A 16028-nucleotide genomic window follows, 5' to 3' on the forward strand; every position below is an offset into this window, starting at 1 on the left:
CAAACTTGCGACCTGCGTCGCGCCGCGGATCCCGGCGGTGCCCGTGCGATCGGCATGCCGGTCGCACGGGCGCCCTGTCCGCATGATTACGACGACGTGCTCGTCGAGATGACGGTCGGCGCCGGCATCATCGGCGCGGCCGGGGCGGCCTGCTGGTCAACCGTGGCCGGCGCCGGATCGGATGCGGCCGGCATGTCGGCGGACGGTGCGGGCGCGGCAGCGGATTCGACGGCTTCCGTCGCCTTCGCGTCGGCGGCCGGCGTGTCGGCAACCGCAGCCGCTGCGGCGGGCTCCGCGGCTTCCGGCGCAGGTGCTTCGGCTGCCGCCTGCGTGGCCGGTTCGGCAGCCTTCGCATCGATCGCGGGCGCGGCCATTGCAGCGTCCTGGGTCCGCGGTGCGGCGTCGGTCGCGGCCGGTCCGGATTGCGCGATATCCGGCGTCTCCGTGACGGCGGCCGGCGCTGCCGCGGCTTGCGCGGCGGTGTCGGTTGCAGCCGGTGCAGGTTCCGGTGCCTTGTCGGCGACCGCCGGCGCGGGTTGTTCCGGCGCCTTCGTATCGACCGCAGGCGCCGCCGTAGCTTGCGCCATGGTGTTGGTTGCAGCCGGCGCGGGTGCCGAGGCCTTGCTGGCAACCACCGGCACGGGTTCCTTCGCCTTCGTGTCGACCGCAGGCGCCGCCGCGGCTTGCGCCGTGGTGCCGGTCGAGGCCGGCGTGAGTTCCGGAGCCTTGTCGGCAACCGCCGGCGCCGCAACGATGGCCGCAGCCGGCACCGCGCTCACCGCGGCCGGTGCTGCCGCAGGCGCGGCGCTCACTGCCGGTGCGGCCGCGGCAACCGGTGCGGCAACGGCGGCAGGCACGAGGGCAGCCGCTTGCGTCGCCTTCACGGCGGCCGCCTGTACTGCAGCAGGCACCGCGGTCGTCGCCGGCGCGGCGATCGACGGCGCGGGCACCGGCGCCGGGATCGGCGCCGCCTGGACCGCGGTCGTCGCCACCGGGCGCGTCTGCACGGGCGCGGCGGCATCGAGCGGCGGCAGGCCCATGCGGTTGCGCACGAGCGGATCGCGATACTTCACGTCGTCGGCCACGGTCGCTTCGGCGGAGGGCGCGACGTTCGAGCGCGCAAGCGGCGCGGTCGTGCCCGGGCACAGGTGCCCGGTCGCTTCCACCGCGCGCCGGTTCGCGTCGCTCTGGCAAAGCAGCGCGAGCGCGACGTCGGTCAGCCCCATCGCGCGGAATTCACGCGCGTCGAGACGACGCACGCATGCCTGGTCGACCAAGGTCGTGCCGCCCGTCGCGCCGAAGCCCGGAAACGACACGCCGACGCTCACCGAGCCCATGCAGGTATCGGACAGCGTGGTCGTGAGACCTGGCGCCTGGATCGCCGGGTTCGTCTTGATCGTCTGGGTGCCCGAGTAGTTGACGTTTTCCGCCGCCTGGGTGTTGTACGGGCTGGTGCCGGGCGAGCCGGCCGCGAGCGAGCTCGTGCTCTGCGGCGTCACGTTCGAGCCGCCACTCGTGGAAGACGGCAAGTTCAAGTTCACCTGCACGCTCGAATTGCCGCTGCTCCGAACGCCGCTGCTGCTCGTGGCATTGCCGCCGGTCGTGTTGTTCGTGTTCATGCTCGCGCCGCCGCCAAGGCTGACTGCCGTCGACGACGTCGAGGACTGCGCGCTTGAAGTCGAATCGGCGGTCTGCGCTTGGGCACCGATCGTGGCCATCGCGAACATTGCCGCACATGCCACCCTGATCTTGTTGCTGTTCATTTCAATCTCCGGACGTGGTTTGACCTCCCACCCAGGCAACCGTATTAATTCCCCTGAATTCCTTCAGCTTTGCCTGCTTCCCCGAACTGCTTCCAGCCGCTGCCCAGCTGGGACCATGAACCGCCCGACATGCCCGGCCATTGCGGGGCCGCCGATGCACCGATGGCGCTGCCCGACGAAAGCGTGTGTTGTTGTGACGGTTTGGTTGTCTGGTCAGGATTGCTTGACGTTTGCACATTCGATTGCACGTCGTCGGCAGCACGGTCAGCGCCATACGCCGTCAGAGACGCGAGCATCAGAGCGGCGGCAATCAGTTTCTGCTTCATGCCAACTCCTTACGGTGACAACAAGGCGAGGAAAGAGAGACCAGCGTCGTTGGGAAGCTGGCCCCCCGACACGCGAATCAGGGACTGCCGGCGGTCGCGCCGGAGCTGCCCTGACTGCCGCCCGATGCGAACGGCGATCCGGCCGGCCCCGTGCCCCATACCGTCGACGAGTTGTAGTGGTTCGAGCCCGCGACCGTTCCCGACCACCCACTTCCCGCCATGCCAGCGGCCCCCGCGTTGGCAATACCGTTGTCGTTCGCGCCGGTTGCCGTGTAGTGGTTCGCGCCGAGTACGATCGTGGCGGTCACCCCTCCCGACAGCGCATTGGCGTTCTCGCTCGTGTTGCCGGTTCCACCGAACGAACCTGCGGCGCCGATACCGCCGCCTGCCGCGAACGCGCCTCCGTTCGTGCCCCAGCCGCTGGCCGTCGAAGTCGAGTCGTGATAGGCGGATGCCGTGCCGGTGGATCCGGCGGGTGTCACGGTGCTTCCGGCGTTCGCGCCCGCGACCGAAGTCGAGTTGCTCGTGTAGCTGCCGGTACCGACCAACACCGAACCGGAGACGCCTGCCGCGACGGATTGCGTCTGGTTGAATGTCGTCGGACCTGCCGCCAGCACGGCTGACGATAGGGCGGTGAGCGCTGTCGCTAAAATGACGTTGGCTTTCATAGCAATTCCTTGCTGTGAGGAAATTCGGTGGCCAGGTCGCCGGGTCCGCCCTCGCGGGACGAAACCCGGCATCCCTGTCACCTATCCATGACGAACGCTATGCGCCGCGGCTTAGTAGTGATACATCGTCCAGCCGGTCGATCCGGCATTCGCGCCGCTGGAACCACCAGCTTGTGCGCCGCCGAAGCCGAAGCCGCTCACCGTCGATGTGTTGGTGTGGTTCGTGTACGAGATCGAGCTGCTCGCGCCGCCACCGGCCGTTGCACCGGCAGCGCCGAGCGCCGCGCCGGAATCCATGGCAGTGAACGAACCGAACCCGACGACACCGGCCATCGTCTGGCCACCGCTCGACGAATTGCTGGTCGAAACCGTGCCGCTCGCTGCGAACGCTGCACCCGAAACCGCCATAACTGCTACTGCAATCAGAAGCTTCTTCATGGTCGACTCCATAACGGCGTGGACGGAACAAGCGAGGAAAGCTGCACGCCTTCAACTTCCCTGCCTCGAGCAATCCCTAAAAATAAGGATCACTATCCAATCACAAAAAAAAGATTCATCTCGAATCCGAGACCACGTAATCGTTGGACATTCCAACTTCATGTTCGTATTTTTTAGTTTTCCGAATTTTTATGAAAATTTTCGATATCGAATATCGATTTTCAAAAATCAGAAAACAAATTGCCTCACGCACCCGAATACAGGAACTCGACATTCGGGACTGGTTTTTTCGAAATTCGCACCCGCGACATACCAGCACATGGCATTCGCTTCAGCGATCGAAAATGCGTGAAAATGGTTAACTACCGAAAATGCAGCGCCAGCGAAAACATGCACGTCATCGTGGCGATAACGGGCCTGCATTACGGTCAGTCGGCATCGCTTCTCCCTGAGTTACCGATCAACGATCTTCCGGGCAATCCGGCCAACGGGTATTCGAGCTAGTCCGGCCAGCGCCGGCATATGCCCGGCGCACTCGATACGGCCGTGCACGGTAGAAGTCGGCTCGGGGTCGAACTGTCCGGCACGAACAGCCCGGTCCACCCGGACGTGATGGAAGAAGGGGAGCACCGCTGTCGGCCGGTTGTCATGCGGAACGACAGGCGTTCCAGCACGTGCAACGCGCGGATGCCGGGAAACCGGCAACGAACCCGCGAGGCTGGCACTGCATCGCGAGCCGTACTCCAATCTGTCCGACTACCCCACGGATGCGCAAGGAATGCGCGGAAAGAATGACTGCTTCTGGTCTTCATCGCTGTTTCCCCGACTGCTTATTGACGAACACGTCGCCCCCCCATCTTTGTCGCATCAGGTTGACCGCTCGCCGGTACGCCCAATGCTGCAAGCGGCATGCCATGCGTGATTCCACCGGCGGTTGCACGACGCTTACCGTCCGCGACACGCGGCCATATCGCCAGGAATCGCTTTTTTCGTTTCAGGAATGTATCGCGACAACCGTAGGCAGCTTGCGCCGATCATTGAATGCCGCGAAGCAAGGCTGAAAAAGGCGGACGAATGCGGCCCGCGGGGCCTCCCGCAAGGGGGTGGCGAACGGGTGTTTCATACTTGAGAAGTGCGCGGTCGCACATTGCGGCCGATCTGCACATCGGCCCTGTCAAACCGCCTGCTGCAGCCCGTTCGACGGCGTTCGCATGCCCGAAAAACGACGAATCGAAATACGCGGCGCCCGGTGCAGCGGAGCCTGCACGGCCGATATCGGCAAAGCTTGCGGATGTGCACACCAGCCGCCGCGAAACGCAATTGATTCATCCGTGAAAATACCGACGGGATCAGGTATCGACCGACAACGCGAACGTGCGGCAAAAACGGCAATTGAGGTGCAGGCTGACATGGCTTTCACGCCACCTGCATATCGGAAAAAATGACGGCGTGTGCCGCACGAACCCTTCAACACCCTTTATTCATTTTTACTGGCGTCATTCGATTCGGCGACATTCAATGTCAATAACCGTCGTGCTCCAATCGCTGGATGACGACACACGATGCGCGCGAGAAACATTTCCGATGCGATATCGGCGCGAATCTCATTGCTGAAACATGTTCGTGCAAAGCACGATTCATGCAGAAAATTCGTGACGGCGCGACTTTTTTGCGAGTTTCGATCGGTCGATTCGTGTGCTGCCGGCAAGTGTCGCACCGGTTCGCGCAATCCAGGGATGCATGCGTGAAACAGAAGTTCGCGCGCGGCGCGGCAGCGCTGTCCGCCGCTCCCTCGCATCCTCACGCAGCAACCCTGGCACGCCGATTGTATGTCGTCCCGATTCGGCAGACCGCGCATCGCGCGACGAAGCCACGCGCGATGCAATCGAAATGAACCGCGCGGCCGCTATGTGCCGAGCAATTCCTTCTTGCGCAGATGCACGACGTCGCGCATCGGCGGCGCGCCGAACAGCCGGCTGTATTCGCGGCTGAACTGCGACGCGCTTTCATAGCCGACGGTCGCGGCCACGGACCCGACGTCGCCGCCCTGCCGCAGCAATAGCCGCCGCGCCTCGTGCAGCCGCAGCTGCTTCTGATACTGCAGCGGGCTCAGCGTGGTCACGTGCTTGAAGTGGTGGTGTAGCGACGACACGCTCATGTTGACCGCCTGCGCGAGCGTGTCGACGCGCATCGGCTCCGCGTAGTGATCGCGGATCCATTCGATCGCGCGTGCGATCCGGTGCGTCTGGCTGCCGGCAACGGCCATGTGCCGCAGCCGCGTGCCCTGCCCGCTCGTCATCAGCCGGTACAGCAGCTCCTTTTCGATCAGCGGCGCGACCACCGGAATGTCAGCCGGCGTTTCGAGCAGCCGCAACAGCCGCAGCGCGGCATCGAGCAGCGGCGGCGTCAGCTCGGCAAGTGCGATGCCCTCGCCTTCGGGGCCGGCATCCGGCTCCGGCAGCCGCATCTCGGCCGCGAGCTCGACGATGCGTTGCGGATCGAGCGTGAGCGACAGGCACAGGTAAGGCGCGTCCGGCGAAGCCTGCGTGACGCGCGAGAGAATCGGCAAGTCGATCGACGCGATCAGGCAGTTCCGCGTGTCGTATTCGTAAGCCTGGCCGCCCACGATCACACGCTTCGCGCCCTGCGCGGCGATCACGAGCGCGGCGCGCGACACGCCGCAGCCGAGATCGACCGGATGCCCATGCCGATGCAGCATCAGCGCGGGCACGGCCGTCGAGTGGGAGCCGTCCGTCGGCGCGAAGCGGGCAATCAGCGATGCCAGTTCGCGCCGCCCGGATTCGCGCGACGCCGCGATTTCGGTCATGTCCATGACGGGTTCCTCGCTTCGTTTCCCTGAACCGCGCGAGCATAGCGAATCGCTTGCCGTCGCGCCGGGGATTTGCAGGATTGTTCAATAAATTTGCAGGATTGGGTAGACGCAAAAATCGCGCGCTCGCGCACACTGCCCGCTAACCTGGCGCATGCCGGGTTTTCCCCATGGAGACATACAAACATGCCTACCTCGTTTGTCCTCAACGGCAAGAACGTTACGCTCGACGCCGATCCGTCGATGCCCGTCCTCTGGGCGATCCGCGAGCACGCGGGGCTGACCGGCACGAAGTTCGGCTGCGGCATGGCGCAGTGCGGCGCGTGCACCGTCCATCTCGAAGGCCAGGCCGTGCGCTCGTGCGTGCTGCCGCTCGCCGGCATCGCGGGCAAGCACGTCACGACGATCGAAGGCCTGCAGAGCAAGCCCGCGCAGGCCGTGCAGGCCGCCTGGGTGAAGCTGCAGGTGCCGCAGTGCGGCTATTGCCAGTCCGGCCAGATCATGTCTGCCACCGCCTTGCTCGAACAGAATCCGAAGCCGACCGACGCAGACATCGACGCGGCAATGAACGGCAACATCTGCCGCTGTGCGACCTACGCCCGCATCCGGGCCGCGATCCACGACGCGGCAGCGACACTGGGAGCCTGACCATGACGATCGAACTCGAGAATCGCGGTTCGGTGCGACCGTCGCGCCGCACGTTTCTGAAAGCCGCGGGCGCCGCGGCCGCCGTCAGCCTGACGATCGGCTTCGAATGGGCCGGCCTCGGCCGCCGCGCACTCGCCGCGACGGCACCCGCCGCCGATTTCGCGCCGAACGCATTCCTGCGCATCACGTCCGACGGCGTGGTCACCGTCGTCGCGAAACACGTGGAAATGGGCCAGGGTGCCTACACGGGCATCGCGACGATCGTCGCCGAGGAGCTCGACGCCGACTGGTCGAGCGTACGCGTCGAAAGCGCGCCGGCCGATGCGAAACGCTATGCGAACCTCGCCTTCGGCACGATGCAGGGCACGGGCGGCAGCTCGGCCATGTCGAACTCGTGGCAGCAACTGCGCGAAGCGGGCGGCAAGGCCCGCGCGATGCTCGTGTCGGCCGCGGCGGCGCGCTGGAAGGTGCCGGCCGGCGAGCTGACCACCGCCAACGGCGTGGTCACGCACGCGACGAGCGGCAAGACGGCCGCCTACGGCACGCTGGTGGCCGACGCGTCGAAGCTGCCGGTGCCCGACAAGGTCACGCTGAAGCAGCCGGCCGACTTCAAGCTGATCGGCCATCGCATTCCGCGCGTCGACGGGTCGGCCAAGTCGAACGGCACCGCGCATTTCACGCTCGACACGACCTTCCCCGGCATGCGCGTCGCGCTGCTGCAGCGCCCGCCGCGCTTCGGCGCGACGGTCAAGTCGTTCGACGCGACGGCCGCGAAGGCCGTGCCGGGCGTGGTGTCGGTCGTGCAGGTGCCGGGCGGCGTCGCGGTCGTCGCGACCGGCTTCTGGGCCGCGAAACAGGGCCGCGACGCGCTGAAGGTCGACTGGGACGAAACGAACGCCGAAAAGCGCGGCTCGGCCGAGATCATGCGCGAGTACCGGCAGCTCGCCGCGAAACCCGGCGCGTCCGCGCGCAAGGACGGCGATGCCGACGCGGCGATCGCGGGTGCCGCGCGCAAGGTCAGCGCGACGTACGAATTCCCGTATCTCGCGCACGCTCCGATGGAGCCGCTCGACGCGGTCGTCAAGCTGACCGCGAACAGCTGCGAGATCTGGGCGGGTGACCAGTTCCAGACGGTCGACCAGGGCAACGCCGCCAGGGTCGCGGGCCTGAAGCCCGAACAGGTGCAGATCCACACGCTGTACGCGGGCGGCAGCTTCGGCCGCCGCGCGAACGCGTGGTCGGACTACGTGGTCGAGGCCGTCTCGATCGCGAAGGCGCTGGGCGCGGACGGCCAGCCGGTCAAGCTGCAGTGGACGCGCGAGGACGACATCCAGGGCGGCTTCTACCGCCCGATGTACTTCCACAAGCTCGACGCGGGGTTGACCGCGGACGGCAAGCTGGTCGGCTGGCGCCACCGGATCGTCGGCCAGTCGATTCTCGCCGGCACGCCGTTCGAGGCGTTCATGGTCAAGAACGGGATCGACGCGACATCGGTCGAGGGCGCGGCGAACCTGCCGTACGCGGTGCCGAACGTGTCGGTCGAACTCACGACCACCAAGGTCGGCCTGCCCGTTCTCTGGTGGCGCGTGGTCGGCAGCTCGCACACCGCGTACGCGGTCGAGGCGTTCATCGACGAAGCCGCGCACGCGGCCGGCAAGGATCCGTACCTGTTCCGCCGCGACCTGCTCGCGAAGGAGCCGCGGATGCGCGCGGTGCTCGAGCTGGCCGCGCAGAAGGCCGGCTGGGATCCTGCGAAGCCGCTGCCGAAGGGACGCGGGCGCGGGATCGCGGTGGCCGAGGCATTCAAGAGCTATGTCGCGCAGGTCGCGGAAGTGTCGGTCGACGCCGCCGGCAAGGTGAAGGTCGAACGCGTGGTGTGCGCGGTCGACTGCGGGATCGCGATCAACCCCGACATCGTCGCCGCGCAGATGGAAGGCGGCATCGGCTTCGGGCTCGGTGCGGCGCTGCACAGCGCGATCACGCTGAAGGACGGCCAGGTCGAGCAGCGCAACTTCGACGGCTATCACGTGCTGCGGATGGCGGAGATGCCGAAGGTCGAGGTGCATATCGTGCCGTCGGCCGAGGCACCGACCGGCGTCGGCGAGCCGGGCGTCGCGCCGGTGGGCCCGGCGGTCGCCAACGCGATCTTCGCGGCGACCGGCAAGCGCCATTACGTATTGCCGTTCGATTCGGGCGACACCGCGAAGGCTTGACCGGCAGGTGAAACGCCGGTCGCGCGGCGGGCGTGTCGCGCGACCGGTTTTCTTTCTTTCCGCTTGGGGCAGGCCCCGGCGCACGGTCCGAAATCGGCAAAAATCCGCCCCAACCCATTGATTCCGCTCTGCAATCCGTCCCAGCAAGGGAGCGTTCGATACAGGGTTCGCCGTCCGGTCGGCGCGCTGCCTGATCGGCGGGAATTTCCCGCCCCCACGTAACACCGCCCGTAACGCCCGTAACGTTCCCGCCGGATGCTACGTAACAATCCTTCACTGTTGCTCCGACCCTTTCGAAGCCTGCCGCGCGTCCTGCGTTAAAAATTCTTTTAGATTCAAGGCCGGCGTACCTCCAGCCCCGCCCCCGCCGCCCGTCGACGCCTGACAGACCCTCCCTGGCCCGGAAGTTGCGGTACATGACCCGCAAACACTCCTTTACGGACATGCGAGGGCCAACATGGATTGCAAATACCTGTACATCGACAACATAAAAATCAACTTCGTGCGCCGCACGATCGAAATCGACAACAAAGTCGTCGACGTCACGCCGCGTGAATTCGACGTCGTCGAATTCCTGCTCGACAACATGAACAAGATCGTGCCGCGGCAAGCGATCCAGGAAGCGGTCTGGGGCCGCGAGCTCGGCGTGTCGTCGCGCACGCTCGACACCCACATCTCGCGCATCCGTTCGAAGCTGCAGCTCGATCACGACAAGAACCTGCGGATCATCCCGATCTATGCGGTCGGCTATCGGCTGGTGCTGTTCGGCGCGGCCATGACGCACGTCGAGCGCCACGACGCGGCGCCGATCCTGCGCGCCGCGCCGCAGCAGGCGCTGGCTGCCGACTACGCGTAACGGCGCACCCGCGCGCCGCCACTGCGCGGCGCGCCGGCAAGGCTCCCCACCGCGCCGCACGTCCGACGTGCGACGCCTCGCGGCCCGGCACGCGTGCCCGCCGCGCCACGACCGCCGCCTCCGGGCGGCGGCCGCCTTTGTGCGTGCGACGCGCCGCATGCGGCCACGTCGCCGCGCAGCAGGCTTCGTAGCTCGCCGCCGCCCGCGCGGCCGGCGCATGCGCGCGACTACGGATTCCGGCGCGGCACGCGGCCGGCGCCGTCCCTACAATCGACGCAGCAGCCGCGCGCCCCCCGCGCCGCCGGCCACAACAACCCGTCGAACCAACGCCGAATCCGCCCCGATCCCGCCGTGCCTGCGCTGTCCCTGACGAATGCCGACGCCGGCGACGCCGCGAACCGGGCCTCGCCCGCCGCGGCGCCCGCCATCCCGCCCTCGCCGGCCGTGGTCGCGCTCGACGCGTCGCCCTGGCTGCCGCGCCTGTCCGCCGCCGCCGCGCGCGGGCTGTCGCATGCGTACGGTGCCACGGGCGCGGTCCCGGTCACGCTCGGCGAACACGCGTACGAGGTGCGCTGGCGCGTCGACGCCGAACCGGCCGCCGACGCGCACGCATACCGCTTCGTCATCGGCCCGGCCGCCGGCACGCTATGGATCGATCCGGTCGCGGAAAGCGCATGGCTCGACGACGCGGCCGACCCGGCCGTACCGGCCGTGATCCGCGCGGCGCTGCTCGCCGACCTCGTCGCACCGCTTTCGGCCGTGCTGCAGGCCGCGACACGGCAGCGCGTGGAACTGCTGCCGCCGCCGACGAGCGTGCCCACGTGGCGCAGCGCGCCAGCCGCGCTGCGCTTCGAACTGCGTCGCGCCGACGGCGCATGGCGCTGCCACGGCGCGCTGCTGTTCGATGCACCGGACGCGCTCGCGGTGTTCTTCGCGGCGCCGGCGGCCACGCGGCCCGACACGCGCGCCGCGTATGCAAGCCTGCCGGTGCCGCTGGTATTCGAGATCGGCCGGACCGAGCTGACGATGGCCGAGCTGGCCGACGTCGTCAGTGGCGACATCATCGCGATCGAGCGCTGGCGCGCGCACGAGCAGAACCTGCTGTGCGTCGCGCGGGTGCCGGCCGCGCCGGCGTGGGAGATCACCGGACGGCCGTCGGGCAACCGGCTGACCGTCGAACGAATCAGGGAGATGCCTTTGGAACCGACCCGCACCGACACCCCGCCCGCGACTGCGCAGGATGGGTCGCCCGACGATGCGCCGCGCTCGCTCGACGGCCTCGCGGTCGACCTGCGTTTCGAATTGCCGCCCACGTCGATCCCGCTCGGCGAACTCGGCGCGCTGCAGCCCGGCGCGGTGATCGAATTGCAGCAAGGCATCAACCAGAGCGTGATCCATCTCGTCGCGAACGGGATGCTGATCGGCACCGGCCATCTGATCGCGGTCGGCCAGAAGCTCGGCGTGCGCGTCGTCACGCTGACGCAGCCCGCGCCGCGCGAGCGCTGAACGATGGGCAGCCTGCCGAATCCGGTCGCGCTGATCGCGGTGATCGCCGCGCTCGGCATCGCGCCGTTCGCGGCGCTGATGGTGACGAGCTACACGAAGCTCGTGGTCGTGCTGGGCCTGCTGCGCTCCGCGCTCGGGATCCAGCAGGTGCCGCCGAACCTCGTGCTCAACGGCATCGCGCTGATCCTGTCGCTGTTCATCATGGCGCCGGTCGGCATGTCGATCCGCGACGCGCTGCAGGCACGCCACTTCGACGCATCGGGACAATTGTCGACCGCCGACATCGGTGCGCTCGCCGATGCCGCGCTGCCCCCCGTCAAGGATTTCCTGGTGTCGCATACGCGGCAGCGCGACCGCGAATTCTTCGTGCGCACCGCGACGTCGGTCTGGCCGAAGAACCGCGCGGACGGCATCAAGGACGACGACCTGCTCGTGCTGGTGCCGAGCTTCACGCTCGCCGAGCTGACGAAGGCATTCCAGATCGGTTTCGTGATCTACATCGTGTTCATCGTCGTCGACCTGCTGGTTGCGAACATCCTGCTTGCATTAGGCATGCAGATGATCTCGCCGACGACGATCTCGGTGCCGTTCAAGCTGCTGCTGTTCGTCGCGCTCGACGGCTGGTCGCTGCTCGTGCACGGGCTCGTGCTGTCGTATCGCGTGGCGGGGGCAGGATGAGCGCGCGTGGCCCGCGCGGCGTCGCCGCGATCCTGTGCGCGCTGCTCACGCTGGTGCTCGCAGGCGCGGGCATGCAGCCGCGCGGCGCGCACGCGGCAGGCATCGCCGCAGGCTTCGCGCAGCTCGCGCGCGCCTGCGCACCGAACGTCGATCCCGACACGCTCGCCGCGCTGGTGCGCACCGAATCCGGTTTCAATCCGTATGCGATCGGCGTGGTCGGCGGCCACCTGACGCGCCAGCCCGCGTCGCTCGACGAGGCGCGCGCGACCGCAAGCGCGCTGGCCGCGCGCGGCTTCAGCTACAGCGTCGGCCTCGCTCAGGTTAACGAACGAAACTTCGCGAAATACGGCCTCGACGACACGACGATGTTCGAACCGTGTCGCAACCTGCGGGCAGGCGGCGCGATCCTGACCGAATGCTTCACGCGCTCGTCGAACACCGGCCGCCCCACGCAGGCCGCGCTACGCGCGGCGCTGTCGTGCTATTACAGCGGCAATTTCACGACCGGGTTCTCGAGCGGCTATGTGAGCCGCGTCGTCGCGAGCGCGCAGCGCAACGCACGCGAAGGCGGCGTCGAACCGATTCCGGTGGTGCGCGACATGCCGCCACCCGCGCGGCAACGGCGCATGGACGCGGCCGCGACCACACCACCCGAACGCGCGCGCAGGCTCGCGTCGCCCGCCGCCTCCGCCGACGCGCCGTCGTGCCATGCGCGACCGGTCGTGATGATGTGCCGCGGATTGTCGGCGAGCCAGGCTAAGCGGCTGTGCGTGCGGTGCCTCGATCAGTGAGCGAGCGCCGAACACCAACATGACGTGACGCGGCTTGCCGCGTCATCCCGCTTCATGCCGCCCACTGATGTTCCAGCCACGCCTGGAACATCAGCACCGTCCACAGCTGATGCTGCCAGTTCATCCGGCCCGTCTGGTGCTGGCGCCACAGCCGCTCGACGGCCGCCGCATCGAAGAAGCCCTCGTCGCGCAGCCGCGACGGCTGAAGCAGCGCTTCGGCCCAGTCGCGCAATGCGCCGCGCAGCCAGTGATCGACGGGCGCGCAGAAGCCCTGCTTCGGCCGGTCGATCAGCGACGACGGCACGTACTGGTCCAGCAGCCGGCGCAACAGCGCCTTCGACTGCCCTTCCGGCAACCGCACCGACGCAGGCAGGCGCCACGCGAATTCGACGACGTGATGGTCGAGGAACGGCATGCGCGTCTCGAGGCTGACCGCCATCGCCGCGCGGTCGACCTTCGCGAGAATGTCGGTCGGCAGGTACGTGAGCGTGTCGATCGCCATCGCCTGCTCGGCGAAGCTCAGGTTCGCGGGCCATGCGGACACCGTGTCGAGCGGCGTCGGCGGCTCCTGGCCGCGCAGCGCGATGCGCTCCGGATGATGTACCGACGACATCAGCAGCCGGTACAGCCCGATGCGGCTCTCGGCCGTCATCACGTGGCCGAGCTTGTGCAGCCGGTCGCCGATGCGGGTCGCCGAGTCGCGCGCGTCCACGCCGCCCCATGCGCCCTGCGCAACCGCCGCGAGCTGATCGGCATGATCGGGGCGCAGCGCATGCAGCGCGGCGGCGATCCGCGCGCGCACCGCCGCCGGCACGCGATGCAGCTTGCGCCACAGGCGCGGCGTCAGGAAGTAGCGCGTATAGCCGCCGAACAGTTCGTCGCCGCCGTCGCCGGACAGGCTCACCTTCACGTGCCGGCGCGTCAGCTCCGACAGGAGGAAGGTCGGAATCTGGGAGGCGTCGGAGAATGGTTCGTCGTAGATCGTCGGCAGCTTCGGCACGACGCCGAGCGCATGGTCGGCCGTCACGTAGAGCTCGGTGTGGCGCGTGCCGAGATGGCGCGCAACCGCCTTCGCGTAACCGGCTTCGTCGTAACCGGCCTCGTGAAAGCCGATCGTGAACGTGTCGACCGGGTTCGCCGACTGCGCCTGCATCAGCGCAACGATCGCCGACGAATCGATACCGCCCGACAGGAACGCGCCGAGCGGCACGTCGGCTTCCATCTGCCGCGCGACGGCCTGCCGCAGGACCGCGTCGAGTTGCCCGACGGCCTCGTCGGCACTGCCCTCGAACGGCTGCTCGCGGCCCGCTTCGATCGCCTGCTCGAGCGTCCAGTACGCGCGCAGGCGCGGCGTGTCGCGCGCATGTTCGAACTGGACGAAGGTGCCCGGCGGCAGCTTGCTGATGCCGCGATAGATCGTATGCGGCGCCGGCACGCTCGACTGGCGCAGGTACAGGCACAGCGCGTCGCGATCGATCGTGCCGTCGAAGCCCGGATACCCGCGCAGCGCCTTCAGTTCCGACGCAAACACGAGTGCGTCGCCGATCCGGCCGTAGTAAAGCGGCTTCTCGCCGATCCGGTCGCGCGCGAGCGTCAGCACCCGCGACGCGCGATTCCACAGCGCGAACGCGAACATGCCGGTCGCGCGCCGCAGCGCCGCCTCGACGCCCCACGCGACTATCGCCGCGATCAGCACCTCGCTGTCGGAGTGGCCGCGCCACGCCGGTGCGCGACCCGCGCGCTCGAGCTCCGCGCGCAACTCGCGATGGTTGTAGATTTCGCCGTTGAAGACCATGACGTAGCGGCCGCATGCGGATGCCATCGGCTGCCGGCCGTGTACCGACAGATCGACAATCGCAAGCCGCCGGTGCCCGAGCGCGATACCAGCCTCCGGGTCGACCCAGAGGCCCTGCCCGTCGGGCCCGCGATGCGCGAGGCTCGCCGTCATTCGCGCGAGCGTGCCGCGCGCTGTCTCCTCATCGCAGGCGACGCTATTCAGAAAGCCGTCGATTCCGCACATTGATTTGTCTGCCCCTGTTGACCTGTTCCGTCAGCGGCGGCGCAATCTCGCAGCCCGCCGCCCGGTTGACGGTCGAGCCATATTACGAAGAAATAAATCAGCAATAATTCATGGGTGAATGTCGGACAAATCCGGAAAAAAAACCGCGTCAAGCCCGACGTACCATCGGCCTGGCGAGCAGGAAACGGGTCCACATCACGGCGCATCGACGCATCGTCGAGTCGCGTGCATGCCGGCGTGCCCGACGGGTCGTATTCGTCATGCCGCGCCGGTCGCCCACTTCAGCAACTGCGCGACCTCGCGGAAATGCTGCTGCTGGATCGTGCCCTTTTCGGGCGTGCTTTCGTACAGCGCGTGCGCGAGGCCGGCGTTCGCGAGCGTCGGGCGCAGCGCGTCGCGCGCGAGCCGCACGATCCGCTCGGCCGCCTCGCCCTCGCCGCGCGCGAGCACCCACGGCAGCGTCCCGATCCCGCCGTAATAGAGCGCAACCGCGACGCTCGACGAATAGACGACCACCGACGCGAAGCCGATCCGGTCGGGCAGCGACGAGAACTGCGCTTCACGCGCGAGCTGCCGGCGCTTTGCCTCGATGTGCGGATCGCCCTCGTCTTCCTTGTGCTCGCGCCGCACTTCGTCGATCGACATCTTCATCTTCTGGTTGAACTCATGGCGCTGGTGAACGATGTCGATCAGCGCCATCACGATGTAGATCAGCGCGGCCCAGCCGAACAGCAGCATCAGCAGCTTCACGATCAGCGCGAGAATCGACATCGGCCGCGTGAAGCCGGCCTGCACCGACGGGTCGAGCGACTCGACGATCAGCCAGCCGAGCGTCGCGGCGAGCAGCACGGTCTTCAGCAGCATCTTCGCGAGATTCACGAGGTTGCGCATCGACCACATGTTCTTCAGCCCCTCGGCCGGATTGAGCCGCGACAGCTGCGGCACGAGCCGGCTCCACGCCATCACGCCGCCCACCTGCACGAAGCCCGCGAGCACGCCGGCCAGCAGCCCGGCCGCGACGATCTGCGCGGACAGCAGCGCCCAGTCGCGCGCGGCGCCGTCGATCAGCACGGCGAGCCGCGCGGACGGATCGGCCGCGCCGGCCGCATCGAACACGAGCCGGAACAGCGCCTGCAGCCGCGCGAACAACGTGCCGAGCCCCACCGCGAGCGCGACGCACACGCCGACGAAGAACGCCGACGAGATCGTCTCCGCGCTCTTCGGCACGTCGCCCTTCTGGCGCGCCTCGCGCAAGCGCTTCGCGGTCGGCTGCTGGTTCTTCTCGGACATG

14 protein-coding genes are annotated in these 16028 nt (G+C 67.7%); 6 read left to right on the top strand and 8 right to left on the bottom strand.

Going from position 1 to position 16028, the window contains the following annotated elements:
- Nucleotides 1-86 precede the first annotated feature (86 nt).
- The 6 genes from BTE28158_RS03220 to BTE28158_RS03245 form a co-directional block, all read right to left on the bottom strand.
- Entirely contained in the window at nt 87-1763 is a 1677-nt protein-coding gene (locus BTE28158_RS03220; protein ID WP_174919667.1) for a chemotaxis protein CheA, read from the bottom strand.
- A 44-nt stretch (nt 1764-1807) separates the two neighbouring features.
- Complete coding sequence (locus BTE28158_RS03225) at nt 1808-2089, bottom strand: hypothetical protein (protein WP_124901261.1); 282 nt, start codon at nt 2087-2089, stop codon at nt 1808-1810.
- A gap of 77 nt (nt 2090-2166) precedes the next feature.
- The gene (locus tag BTE28158_RS03230; protein WP_151051884.1) at nt 2167-2757 is read right to left on the bottom strand and encodes a hypothetical protein; all 591 of its coding nucleotides are present in this window, start codon (nt 2755-2757) and stop codon (nt 2167-2169) included.
- A gap of 111 nt (nt 2758-2868) precedes the next feature.
- Nucleotides 2869-3195 carry a hypothetical protein gene (locus tag BTE28158_RS03235; RefSeq protein WP_124901259.1) on the bottom strand — a complete coding sequence of 109 codons (327 nt, stop codon included), beginning with the start codon at nt 3193-3195 and terminating at the stop codon, nt 2869-2871.
- A gap of 1174 nt (nt 3196-4369) precedes the next feature.
- The gene (locus BTE28158_RS03240) at nt 4370-4606 is read right to left on the bottom strand and encodes a hypothetical protein (RefSeq protein ID WP_151051886.1); all 237 of its coding nucleotides are present in this window, start codon (nt 4604-4606) and stop codon (nt 4370-4372) included.
- Between the two features lie 495 nt (nt 4607-5101).
- A complete protein-coding gene (locus tag BTE28158_RS03245) occupies nt 5102-6028 on the bottom strand; it encodes an AraC family transcriptional regulator (RefSeq protein WP_124628159.1) in 927 nt (308 codons plus the stop codon).
- Between the two features lie 183 nt (nt 6029-6211).
- On the opposite strand from BTE28158_RS03245, the gene BTE28158_RS03250 reads away from it, so the two are divergent.
- From BTE28158_RS03250 to BTE28158_RS03275, 6 genes are all read left to right on the top strand, one after another.
- Nucleotides 6212-6673, top strand: a complete 462-nt coding sequence (locus BTE28158_RS03250; RefSeq protein ID WP_059468378.1) for a (2Fe-2S)-binding protein — start codon at nt 6212-6214, stop codon at nt 6671-6673.
- 2 nt (nt 6674-6675) lie between these two features.
- A complete protein-coding gene (locus BTE28158_RS03255; RefSeq protein ID WP_151051888.1) occupies nt 6676-8886 on the top strand; it encodes a xanthine dehydrogenase family protein molybdopterin-binding subunit in 2211 nt (736 codons plus the stop codon).
- Between the two features lie 457 nt (nt 8887-9343).
- Nucleotides 9344-9742, top strand: a complete 399-nt coding sequence (locus BTE28158_RS03260) for a winged helix-turn-helix domain-containing protein (RefSeq protein WP_059526731.1) — start codon at nt 9344-9346, stop codon at nt 9740-9742.
- Between the two features lie 351 nt (nt 9743-10093).
- Nucleotides 10094-11248: a type III secretion system cytoplasmic ring protein SctQ gene (sctQ, locus tag BTE28158_RS03265; RefSeq protein ID WP_174919669.1), complete on the top strand. Its 1155-nt coding sequence runs from the start codon at nt 10094-10096 to the stop codon at nt 11246-11248.
- Between the two features lie 3 nt (nt 11249-11251).
- Nucleotides 11252-11926, top strand: a complete 675-nt coding sequence (gene sctR / locus BTE28158_RS03270) for a type III secretion system export apparatus subunit SctR (protein ID WP_044847619.1) — start codon at nt 11252-11254, stop codon at nt 11924-11926.
- Entirely contained in the window at nt 11923-12717 is a 795-nt protein-coding gene (locus tag BTE28158_RS03275) for a lytic transglycosylase domain-containing protein (RefSeq protein WP_151052172.1), read from the top strand. The genes sctR and BTE28158_RS03275 overlap by 4 nt, the downstream gene beginning before the upstream one ends.
- A gap of 52 nt (nt 12718-12769) precedes the next feature.
- On the opposite strand, the gene asnB is transcribed toward BTE28158_RS03275, so the two are convergent.
- A complete protein-coding gene (gene asnB, locus BTE28158_RS03280) occupies nt 12770-14737 on the bottom strand; it encodes an asparagine synthase (glutamine-hydrolyzing) (RefSeq protein ID WP_151052174.1) in 1968 nt (655 codons plus the stop codon).
- A gap of 258 nt (nt 14738-14995) precedes the next feature.
- Entirely contained in the window at nt 14996-16027 is a 1032-nt protein-coding gene (locus BTE28158_RS03285) for an EscU/YscU/HrcU family type III secretion system export apparatus switch protein (protein WP_124628147.1), read from the bottom strand.
- Between the last annotated feature and the right edge of the window lies 1 nt (nt 16028).

The organism is Burkholderia diffusa (assembly GCF_902499115.1).
GTDB classification, from domain to species: domain Bacteria; phylum Pseudomonadota; class Gammaproteobacteria; order Burkholderiales; family Burkholderiaceae; genus Burkholderia; species Burkholderia diffusa.

Excerpts from the sequence above, each read along its gene's own strand:
- BTE28158_RS03245 (WP_124628159.1), bottom strand. The coding sequence starts at position 6,028 with ATGGACATGACCGAAATCGCGGCGTCGCGCGAATCCGGGCGGCGCGAA.
- BTE28158_RS03250 (WP_059468378.1), top strand. The coding sequence starts at position 6,212 with ATGCCTACCTCGTTTGTCCTCAACGGCAAGAACGTTACGCTCGACGCC.
- BTE28158_RS03225 (WP_124901261.1), bottom strand. The coding sequence starts at position 2,089 with ATGAAGCAGAAACTGATTGCCGCCGCTCTGATGCTCGCGTCTCTGACG.
- BTE28158_RS03285 (WP_124628147.1), bottom strand. The coding sequence starts at position 16,027 with ATGTCCGAGAAGAACCAGCAGCCGACCGCGAAGCGCTTGCGCGAGGCG.
- BTE28158_RS03220 (WP_174919667.1), bottom strand. The coding sequence starts at position 1,763 with ATGAACAGCAACAAGATCAGGGTGGCATGTGCGGCAATGTTCGCGATG.
- asnB (WP_151052174.1), bottom strand. The coding sequence starts at position 14,737 with ATGTGCGGAATCGACGGCTTTCTGAATAGCGTCGCCTGCGATGAGGAG.
- BTE28158_RS03240 (WP_151051886.1), bottom strand. The coding sequence starts at position 4,606 with ATGTCAGCCTGCACCTCAATTGCCGTTTTTGCCGCACGTTCGCGTTGT.
- BTE28158_RS03275 (WP_151052172.1), top strand. The coding sequence starts at position 11,923 with ATGAGCGCGCGTGGCCCGCGCGGCGTCGCCGCGATCCTGTGCGCGCTG.
- BTE28158_RS03255 (WP_151051888.1), top strand. The coding sequence starts at position 6,676 with ATGACGATCGAACTCGAGAATCGCGGTTCGGTGCGACCGTCGCGCCGC.
- sctR (WP_044847619.1), top strand. The coding sequence starts at position 11,252 with ATGGGCAGCCTGCCGAATCCGGTCGCGCTGATCGCGGTGATCGCCGCG.
- BTE28158_RS03230 (WP_151051884.1), bottom strand. The coding sequence starts at position 2,757 with ATGAAAGCCAACGTCATTTTAGCGACAGCGCTCACCGCCCTATCGTCA.
- BTE28158_RS03235 (WP_124901259.1), bottom strand. The coding sequence starts at position 3,195 with ATGAAGAAGCTTCTGATTGCAGTAGCAGTTATGGCGGTTTCGGGTGCA.
- BTE28158_RS03260 (WP_059526731.1), top strand. The coding sequence starts at position 9,344 with ATGGATTGCAAATACCTGTACATCGACAACATAAAAATCAACTTCGTG.